Source organism: Sphingomonas sp. Leaf412 (assembly GCF_001425405.1).
In the GTDB taxonomy this organism is placed as follows: domain Bacteria; phylum Pseudomonadota; class Alphaproteobacteria; order Sphingomonadales; family Sphingomonadaceae; genus Sphingomonas.
In genome coordinates this window covers 420,611-429,494 of sequence record NZ_LMQP01000001.1, presented here as the reverse complement: position 1 = coordinate 429,494, position 8,884 = coordinate 420,611, and the positions used below count along the sequence as shown (strand labels likewise).

Genomic DNA, 8,884 nt, shown 5'->3' with positions numbered 1-8,884 from the left:
GAACAGCGCCCCGCGCTGTTCAGTCCATGCCGGGGGCATGGACGACCCGACACTCCTCTCCCGCTGGGAGAGGGAGGGAGGCGCGAAGGGGTCCCATGAAAGTATTACTTTCATGGGTGCCCCGAAGCGCCGGAAGGGTGAGGTCAGCGCGATTGGCACGCAACGGCTGGTTTGAGGCGTTTTTCATTGCCGCCCCGTCGCACCGGGGCTTCCCTCCTGCGCCCCCGTCATGCATGAATCCTGCCAACCGCCCGGCCTTAACGCGCCGGTAACCGTATCTTGCGAAGGCGACCGCGACATGCAGGACATTCTGGAACAGGGGGAGGCGATCCACGAGGCGCCGTCGTCGGACGGGCTTCAGGTCGTGTCGATCGCCAAATCCTACGACAAGCGCATTGTCCTGACCGACGTGTCGGTATCGGTCGGGCGCGGCGAGGTGATCGGCCTGCTCGGCCCCAACGGCGCGGGCAAGACGACGTGCTTCTATTCCGTCATGGGATTGGTGAAGCCCGACGCGGGCCGCATCATGCTGGACGGCGACGACATCACCGGCCTGCCGATGTACCGCCGCGCGATCCTGGGGCTGGGGTACCTGCCGCAGGAAACGTCGATCTTCCGCGGCCTGACGATCGAGAAGAACATCCTGACCGTGCTGGAACTGTCCGAGCCGGACAAGACGGCGCGCGCCGCAAAGCTGGAGAAACTGCTCGACGAATTCGGGCTGACCCGGCTGCGCGATGCGCCCGCGATGGCATTGTCGGGGGGCGAGCGGCGCCGCGCCGAGATCGCGCGCGCGCTGGCGGCGGATCCGTCGATCATGCTGCTGGACGAACCGTTCGCGGGCATCGATCCCATTTCGATCGCGGACATCCGCGACCTGGTCTGCCAGCTGAAGGACCGCGGCATCGGCGTCCTCATCACCGACCACAACGTGCGCGAGACGCTGGAAATCGTCGACCGCGCGTACATCATCTACGACGGCAAGGTGCTGTTCACCGGCAGCCCGCAGGAACTGGTCGCGAACGACGACGTCCGCCGCCTGTACCTCGGCGAGAATTTCGCGCTCTAGGCCGTGAAAGCTTCCGCTTTCACGACCGTCATCCCGGCGAAAGCCGGGATCTCAGGCCAACGGCGCACGCTTGCGGATGGAGACCCCAGCGTGCGCCGGGGTGACGGGAAGTGAGCCTCGCCCCGCGCCTCGACCTGCGGCAGTCGCAGTCGCTGGTGATGACCCCGCAGCTCCAGCAGGCGATCAAGCTGCTGGCGCTGTCCAACCTCGAGATCGAGGCGGTCATCGCGGAGGAGGTCGAGAAGAATCCGCTGCTCGAATCGTCCAGCCCCGCCGACGACGCGCCGATCGCCGCGCCCGACGCGGTGGAGGCGGCGCGCGACGAACCCGCGGGGGCGGACGAGCTGGTCGTTGCGGGCGAGGCCGCGGGCGAATCGCTCGACGTCGACATCGCCACCGAACGCTTCGACGACGGCCCGTCCGATTTCGCCGGTCCCGCGTCGTCCGCCTCGGGCGAGGCGATCGATTTCGACGGTTTTGCCGACACGCACGACAGCCTGGCCGACCTGCTGCTGGCGCAGGCGGGCGCGCAACTGGCCGACGCCGATTTGTTCATCGCGCAGCACCTGATCGACCAGATCGACGAGGCCGGATACCTTCGCGCCGACCTGCTGGACGTGTCGATGCGGCTCGGCGTGCCGCTGGCGCGCGTGGAGGCGGTGCTGGCGGTGATCCACACGTTCGAGCCGACCGGCGTCGGCGCGCGCGACCTGGCCGAATGCCTGGCGTTGCAGGCGAAGGAGGCGGACCGCTACGATCCGTGCATGGCGCGGCTGATCGACAACCTCGACCTCGTCGCGCGCGGCGACCTCGCGCGGCTGAAGCGGCTGTGCGACGTCGACGACGAGGACATGGCGGACATGATCCGCGAATTGCGCGATTACGATCCCAAGCCCGGCTGCCGCTACGGCGGGGAGGCCAGCATCGCGGTCGTCCCCGACCTGTACGTGACGAAGTCCGGAAAGGGCTGGGCGATCGAGATCAACGGGGCGACCCTGCCCCGCGTGCTGGTCAACCGCCGCTATTACAACGAACTCAGTCACGGCCCGCAGGACAAGGCGTCGAAGGCGTGGCTGACCGATCGGCTGGCCAGCGCCAACTGGCTGGTCAAGGCGCTGGACCAGCGGCAGCGCACGATCATCCGCGTCGCGACCGAGATCGTGAAGCAGCAGGAGGCGTTCTTCCTCCACGGCGTCGCGCACCTGCGTCCGCTGACGCTGTCCAAGGTCGCCGACGCGATCGAGATGCACGAATCCACCGTCAGCCGCGTCACGAGCAACAAATACCTCAGCTGCGCGCGCGGGCTGTTCGAGCTGAAATATTTCTTCACCTCCGCGATCCAGTCCGCCGACGGGGGCGATGCGGTATCGGCGGAGGCGGTGAAGAGCGCGATCCGCGCGCTGATCGCGAACGAGGGCGCGAGCATCCTGTCCGACGATACGTTGGTGGAGCTGCTGAACGCGAAGGGCTTCGGCATCGCGCGGCGCACGGTGGCCAAATATCGCGAGGCGATCGGGCTGGGCAGCTCGGTCCAGCGCCGCCGCGCGCGCGCGCTGGCGGGGGGATAGGGCCGGCGCCGTCATTGCGAGCGCAGCGAAGCAATCCAGTGTGGCGCGCGGAACCCTGGATTGCTTCGCTACGCTCGCAATGACGATTTGGAGACGGGCCATCCTCTTCTAATAGGGCCGCATGATAACGATCCGCTCCGCCGCGCTCACCGCCACGATCGACCCGCACGGCGCGGAGCTGACGTCGCTGACCGACGCAACCGGCCGCGCGTTGATGACCGACGCCGATCCGCGCTGGTGGGGCGGCCATGCGCCGATCCTGTTTCCCGTCGTCGGCAAGCCGTCGGGCGAGACGATCCGCGTCGAAGGCCGCGACTATCCCATGAAGCAGCACGGCTTCGCCCGCCGCCGCGACTTCGCGGTGACGCAGGCGAGCGAGGATCACGCGGTCTTCACGCTAATGGACGATGCGGCGACGCGCGCCGCCTATCCCTTCGCCTTCCGCCTGACGCTGACGTTCCGCGTGACGGATGCGACGCTGTCGATCGTGGCGGAGGTCCATAATCCCGACGTCACGCGCGCGCTCCCCGCCAGTTTCGGCTTCCACCCGGCGTTCGCCTGGCCGCTGCCGTACGGCGAACCGCGGGCGGCGCATCGCGTGACGTTCGCCGCCGACGAATCGCCCGACCTGCGGGCGCTGGCCGGCGACGGGACGATCCTGGACACGCCCCGCGCCTCGCCGCTCGACGGGCGGGTACTGCGGCTGGCGGACGACCTGTTCGCCGACGACGCCTTGATCTGGGCACCCATCCGCTCGCAATCCGTCCGCTACGGCGCGGAGGCGGGGCCGCAGCTGGAGATCGCCTTCCCCGACACGCCGATGCTGGGCATCTGGACCGAGCCGGGCGCGCATTTCGTCTGTGTCGAGCCATGGCACGGCATCGCCGACCCGCATGGCTACACCGGCGAGTTCCGCGAGAAGCCGGGGGTGTTCGAGGTCCCGCCGGGAGGCGTGAAGCGGATCGAAATGAGCGTGACGCTAGGGTGAAGGAGTGTTCCTGCGGACGCAGGAACCCAGGGTAACGCACGGTGTCGCCTGTGGTTCTGGGTTCCTGCCTGCGCAGGAACACGTCACGTCATCACCCCTCCAGCATCAGCTTCGCCGTCGCCTTCGCGCTTCCCACCACGCCCGGGATGCCCGCGCCCGGATGCGTGCCCGCGCCGACGAAATACAGGTTCGGGATCGCATCGTCGCGGTTGTGGACGCGGAACCACGCGCTCTGCGTCAGGATCGGTTCGAGGCTGAAGGCGCTGCCCAGATGCGCGTTCAGGTCGTGCGCGAAATCGGTCGGCGCGTAGCTGAACTTCGTCACGATCCGGTCGTGGATGTCGGGGATCAGCCGCCGCCCGATCTCGTCCAGGATGCGCTTTTCCAGGATCGGCTTCACCGTCTCCCAATCGCCCGGGAATTTGCCCATGTGCGGCACCGGGGCGAGCGCGTAGAAGGTCGAGCAGCCCTCGGGCGCGAGGCTTGGATCGGTGACGGTCGGATGGTGCAGGTAGAGCGAGAAATCCTCGCTCAGCACGCCGTGTTCGTAGATGTCGTCCAGCAGGCCCTTATAGCGCGGGCCGAACAGGATCATGTGGTGCGGGATTCCCGGCCACGTGCCCTTGATCCCGAAATGCACGACGAACAGCGACGGGGAATAGCGCTTGCGCTCCAGCTTCGTCGCGGTCCGCTTCGCGCTGCGCGAATCGGACAGCAATTCCTTGTAGACGTGCATGATGTCCGCGTTCGCCGCGACCATGTCCGTTTCGCCACGCCATCCACTCGCCGTCTCCACCGCGGTGACGCGGTCGCCCAGCGTCTCGATCCGCGTGACGGCGTCGCCCAGACGCAGCGTCCCGCCGATCCGCTCGAACAGCGCGACCATCCCGGCGACCAGCCGGTTGGTGCCCCCGCGCGCGAACCACACGCCGCCGTCGCGCTCCAGCTTGTGGATCAGGGCGTAGATCGCGCTGGTCGTCATCGGGTTGCCGCCCACCAGCAACGTATGGAACGACAATGCCTCGCGCAGCTTCTCGCTCTTCACGAAGCTGGACACCATCGAATAGACCGACCGCCACGCCTGATACTTCGCCAGCGCGGGCGCCGCCTTTATCATGCTGCCGAAATCGAGGAAGGCGACATGGCCCAGCTTTTCATAGCCCTCGTGGAACACGCCGGCCGAATATTCGAGGAACTTGGCATAGCCCGCATTGTCCGCGGGATTCAGCTTCGCGATCTCGTCGTGCATCACCGCATCGTCGTTCGAATAATCGAACGTCGTGCCGTCGGGCCAGTGCAGGCGGTAGAAGGGCATGACCGGATCGAGCTGCACGTCGTCCGCCATCCGCTGCCCCGCGGCGGTCCACAATTCCTCCAGGCAGGCGGGATCGGTGATGACCGTGGGCCCGGCGTCGAAGGTGAAGCCGTCGCGTTCCCAGTAATAGGCGCGCCCGCCCGGCTTGTCGCGCGACTCCAGCAGCGTCACCTGCTTGCCCGCGGCCTGCAACCGGATCGCCAGCGCCAGCCCGCCGAAGCCCGCGCCGATCACGATCGCCTTTTCACCGGCGCCGGTCACTTGACGCCCCGCAGGGCGCGAATCGCGCGCAGCACGGGCACCGGCGGTTTACCCGACAGAATGCGCCATTTGTCCTTCCGCGTGGATTGCGCGGCGTAGAAGCGCGCGACCAGGTCGGCGGGCAGGCGGTAGAAACGCTCCAGCACGCGATAGCGCTGGTCGGGAACGGCGGCCTTGAACAGCATCGCGTCGAGCATCCGGTAAAAGCGACGGTCCGCCCAGGCGGTCCGCGCGTGATGGAGGGTGAGATCGTGCAACGTCTCGCCCGACAGGTCGGGCGCATCCGCGATCCGGATCGCGAGCCGGACGGCGTCGGGCAGCGAATAGCCGGTGGTGGGGTGGAACAGGCCCGCGCGCGAGCCCGCCTTGGCGACCTTCGCGCCGGACGACCGCCAATAGGCCTCGAAATCGCCGCCGTACACGACGGGCAGGACGCCGCGCTCCTCGCGCAGGTCGTTGGCACCGGTCACGATCGTCCACCCGCGCGCCTCGGCATACATGTCGATCCGGCGCGACACCGCGCCCGCGTTCAGCGCGGGACCGTCGCTGTAATAGGTGTCCTCCACGAACACGCGCGTCGGCGACAGGGGCAGGCAGTAGACGAAGCGATAGCCGTCGTGCTGCGCCACCGTGGCGTCCATCACGATCGGGCGGTCGAGGCCGTGCCCGCCCTCGATTTCCAGTTCGCGCCCGATGAACTTCTGCCACCCGGCCGCCAGCGTGGAGGCGTCGCCGATACCGCGCGCGTCGACGACGCCCGACGCCTCCACCCGCTCGCCGTCGCTCAGGACGACCGCGGTCGCGCTGCACGCCGCCACGCGCCGCCCGGTCAGGATCGCGTCGGCGGGCAGCGCGGCGCGCACGACCGCGTCCAGCCGCTCCGACGTGACCGAATAATAGGGTTGCGCGATCGTGCGCGCATGCGTGGGGAAGGCGATGTCGTAGGCGGGCCAGGCGTGGCAGACGAGCCGGTCGAGCAGCCAGCGGTTCTCCTGCGCCACGTCGGCGCCGAAGAAGGACCATAAATGGTTGCCGCCCAGCGTCTCCCCGCCCTCCACGATCAGCAGGCGCAGGTCGGGCCGCCGCTCCGCCAGCGCCAGCGCGATCAGCGACCCCGCCAGCCCGCCGCCGACGATCGCAAGGTCGCAAGTGTGGGTGGCGGGCATGGACCCCGGCTAGACGATGCGCGCGCGCGGCGGAAGGGGGCATCCCCGCGACGGACGGTCGGTCGGCGCTAGAAATCGGTCCCGATCGACAGCGCCGGTCCCGACCCGGGCCGCGCGTCGCCCGCGATCCGGTGCCGCCAGTCGAGCGACACGCGCAGGCGCCGTCGCGCCACCGGCAGGGCGAGCCCCAGCGACGGCCCCGCGTCCAGCCGCGCCGCCCCCCGCTGCGCCGCGCCCCACGCGCCGATGCCCAGGTCGAGCGCGGGCGTCACCGCTCCGGCGGCGCGCATCGCGCCGTCGGCATATCCCTCGATCCGGTCGCGCACGATCGCGCCCGCCTGCGCATAGCCGTCCAGCGTCAGGCCGAGCGGCAGCCGCGCCGCCGCCACGCCGCCGACGATGCCCGCGCCCGTGCCGCCGCGCGCGCCCGCGATCCCGATCCGTCGTTCCGCGATCAGACGGATCGGCAGCCGGGTCGGTCGCCACTCGATGCCGATCGCCGCATCCTGCTGGCGCGTCCCGATCGCGGCGGCGATCCGCCCCGCCAGCGCCAGCCGGCCCGCATCGTCCAGCGCATAGGCGAGGCGCAGTCCCGCCTGGCTGCCGCCCAGTTGCGGCGTGGCCACGCCTCCCGCGCCGCCGGCATCGCGCAGGATCGCCCAGCCGCTTCCCGACCAGCGCGATCGGCCGGGTGGTCGCGGGTCGGCGGTGCCGTATCGGACGATCCCGGCCAGGGCCAGGATATGCCCGGTCGCCGCCGCGCCGTCGTCTGGCGTGATGACGGGCGGGGGAGCGGGCGCCGCAAGTGGCGCCGGGGCGGCTGCGGCGGGCGGTATCGGTGCGGGCCGCATCGCCGTGGCGACCGGGCGCGAGGCGACGGCGAACGACCGGCCTGGCGCGGCCACGGGCCGCAGCGGTCGCGCGACCGCCACGCGCGTGCCCGTAACCGGCGCCGCGGCGGGCGGGCGCGGGGCCGCCACGTCGGCGGGCCACAGCCACGCGACGCGAAGACCGACCCACCCGCACAGCACGAGCGCCAGCGCGCGCAGCGGACGCCCCCGGCGGTCACGCATCGTGCGGCAGCACCGCGGGGAAACGATGCGCGGTCTTGTCCCATCTGGGCGCGCCGCCCGCCAGCATCGCGACGTACCTGACCAGGGCGCGCCGCGCCGCCAGCATCGCGACGATATTGCCCACCACCGCGCGCGGCGCCGCCCTCGCTCCCTCGCGCGCGCCGTAGATCGCCGCGGTGGCGCCGCACCGCATCGCCAGCCGCCAGCCCAGCAGCAGCGCATCGATCGTCAGCAGCCATCGCACCGCCCCGCCCGGCACCGGCATCTCGCCTCCCAGCAGCGCGTGCAGTCCCCACGACAGCGCCCCGCCCGCCAGCGCGGCATAGGCCAACGTCAGCGCCAGCACCGCCAGCGGCGCGCGCCGGTCGCGCAGCCGCATCCAATATTCCGCGGGTCGCCGGGCGCCCCAGCCGGTGCGATCCCACCCCGCCAGCGCGATGCCGATCATCCAGCGCGCCTTCTGGACCACAGCGTCCCGGATCCGGTCGGGGAAATAGGCACGCGTCGCGATCAGGCCGTCGGGGCCGCGCACCCGCACGAAGCAGGCGGGCAGGCCCAGCGCGGCGACGCGCAGCCCCAGTTCGTAATCCTCGGTCAGGCTGCCCGGATCGAACGGCGCGTCGTCCCCGCCCGCCAGCCGTTCCAGCGCGTCGCGCCTGATCGCGCAGCCGACGCCCGCCAGCGGCATCGCGGCGCCCAGCGCGTCGCGCACCACCATCGCGCGGCCGTGGCTTTCCGCGAATTCGTCGGCATAGCTTCCCGCGACCAATGTCGCGCCGCGGTCCAGCAATGGCACGACCGGCAATTGGACCAGCGCGAAGCGGTCGAGCATCGCGGCGAAGACGATCGCCTCATGCGGGTCGACCACGTCCTCCGCATCGTGCAGCACGATCGCATCCGTGACCGCCCCGTCGCGCGCGTCGGCGCGGCGCAGCGCGCGCCACAACGTGTTCAGGCAATCCGCCTTCGTCGTCGGCCCGTCGCGCCCGCCGATCGCCAGCCGCACCCGCGCATCGCGCTGCGCCACCGCCGCCACCGCGTCGATCGTCGCGCGATCGTTGGGATAGCATCCGACCCAGATGCGATAGTCGTCGTGGACGTAGCGCGACAGCGCGGCGTCCAGCATCGCGCCGATGACGTGCGCCTCGTCCCACGCGGGCACGAACAGCGCGATCCGCCGCGGCGGCGCGGGCGGCAGGTCGGCCAGCCGCAGGGGCGGGCGCCGCAACCGCATCCACGCGATATCGACCGCCAGGTCGTCCAGCCCGCCGATCAGGAACAGGACGCCCGCGAACAGCAGCATCTCCGCCAGGGCGGCGTCGAGCAGCAGCAGCGCGATCCCTGGTCCGGTGATGTCCCCCATGCCGTCGCGCCCCCCGGTCGCGCGATCCTGCGGTGGGTGTGGCGCGAATGCAACGGTCGGGCGGAAGAATATCCGGGCACG

General features: G+C 70.5%; 7 protein-coding genes. 3 read left to right on the top strand and 4 right to left on the bottom strand.

Annotated elements, in window-relative coordinates:
• Positions 1 to 298 precede the first annotated feature (298 nt).
• From lptB to ASG29_RS01915, 3 genes are all read left to right on the top strand, one after another.
• The gene (gene lptB, locus ASG29_RS01925; RefSeq protein WP_055979365.1) at positions 299 to 1,069 is read left to right on the top strand and encodes an LPS export ABC transporter ATP-binding protein; all 771 of its coding nucleotides are present in this window, start codon (positions 299 to 301) and stop codon (positions 1,067 to 1,069) included.
• 110 nt (positions 1,070 to 1,179) lie between these two features.
• Positions 1,180 to 2,637, top strand: coding sequence for an RNA polymerase factor sigma-54 (gene rpoN / locus ASG29_RS01920; RefSeq protein ID WP_055979362.1), 1,458 nt, complete (start codon positions 1,180 to 1,182; stop codon positions 2,635 to 2,637).
• A gap of 121 nt (positions 2,638 to 2,758) precedes the next feature.
• On the top strand, positions 2,759 to 3,625 hold the full coding sequence (locus ASG29_RS01915; protein WP_055979359.1) for an aldose 1-epimerase family protein: 867 nt from the start codon (positions 2,759 to 2,761) through the stop codon (positions 3,623 to 3,625).
• Between the two features lie 91 nt (positions 3,626 to 3,716).
• On the opposite strand, the gene ASG29_RS01910 is transcribed toward ASG29_RS01915, so the two are convergent.
• From ASG29_RS01910 to ASG29_RS01895, 4 genes are all read right to left on the bottom strand, one after another.
• Positions 3,717 to 5,201 (bottom strand): phytoene desaturase, encoded by a 1,485-nt coding sequence (locus ASG29_RS01910; RefSeq protein WP_055979354.1) that lies wholly within the window; start codon positions 5,199 to 5,201, stop codon positions 3,717 to 3,719.
• Complete coding sequence (crtY, locus tag ASG29_RS01905) at positions 5,198 to 6,367, bottom strand: lycopene beta-cyclase CrtY (RefSeq protein ID WP_055979351.1); 1,170 nt, start codon at positions 6,365 to 6,367, stop codon at positions 5,198 to 5,200. Before crtY ends, ASG29_RS01910 begins: the two co-directional genes overlap by 4 nt.
• Positions 6,368 to 6,435: 68 nt before the next feature.
• A complete protein-coding gene (locus ASG29_RS01900; protein WP_082515552.1) occupies positions 6,436 to 7,440 on the bottom strand; it encodes a hypothetical protein in 1,005 nt (334 codons plus the stop codon).
• Positions 7,433 to 8,884 (bottom strand): glycosyl transferase family protein (locus tag ASG29_RS01895; protein ID WP_414883973.1); only part of this gene is annotated, 1,452 nt, incomplete at its 5' end. The genes ASG29_RS01900 and ASG29_RS01895, both read right to left, overlap by 8 nt.

Coding starts and splice junctions, on each gene's coding strand:
- lptB (WP_055979365.1), top strand. CDS start 299: ATGCAGGACATTCTGGAACAGGGGGAGGCGATCCACGAGGCGCCGTCG.
- ASG29_RS01915 (WP_055979359.1), top strand. CDS start 2,759: ATGATAACGATCCGCTCCGCCGCGCTCACCGCCACGATCGACCCGCAC.
- crtY (WP_055979351.1), bottom strand. CDS start 6,367: ATGCCCGCCACCCACACTTGCGACCTTGCGATCGTCGGCGGCGGGCTG.
- ASG29_RS01900 (WP_082515552.1), bottom strand. CDS start 7,440: ATGCGTGACCGCCGGGGGCGTCCGCTGCGCGCGCTGGCGCTCGTGCTG.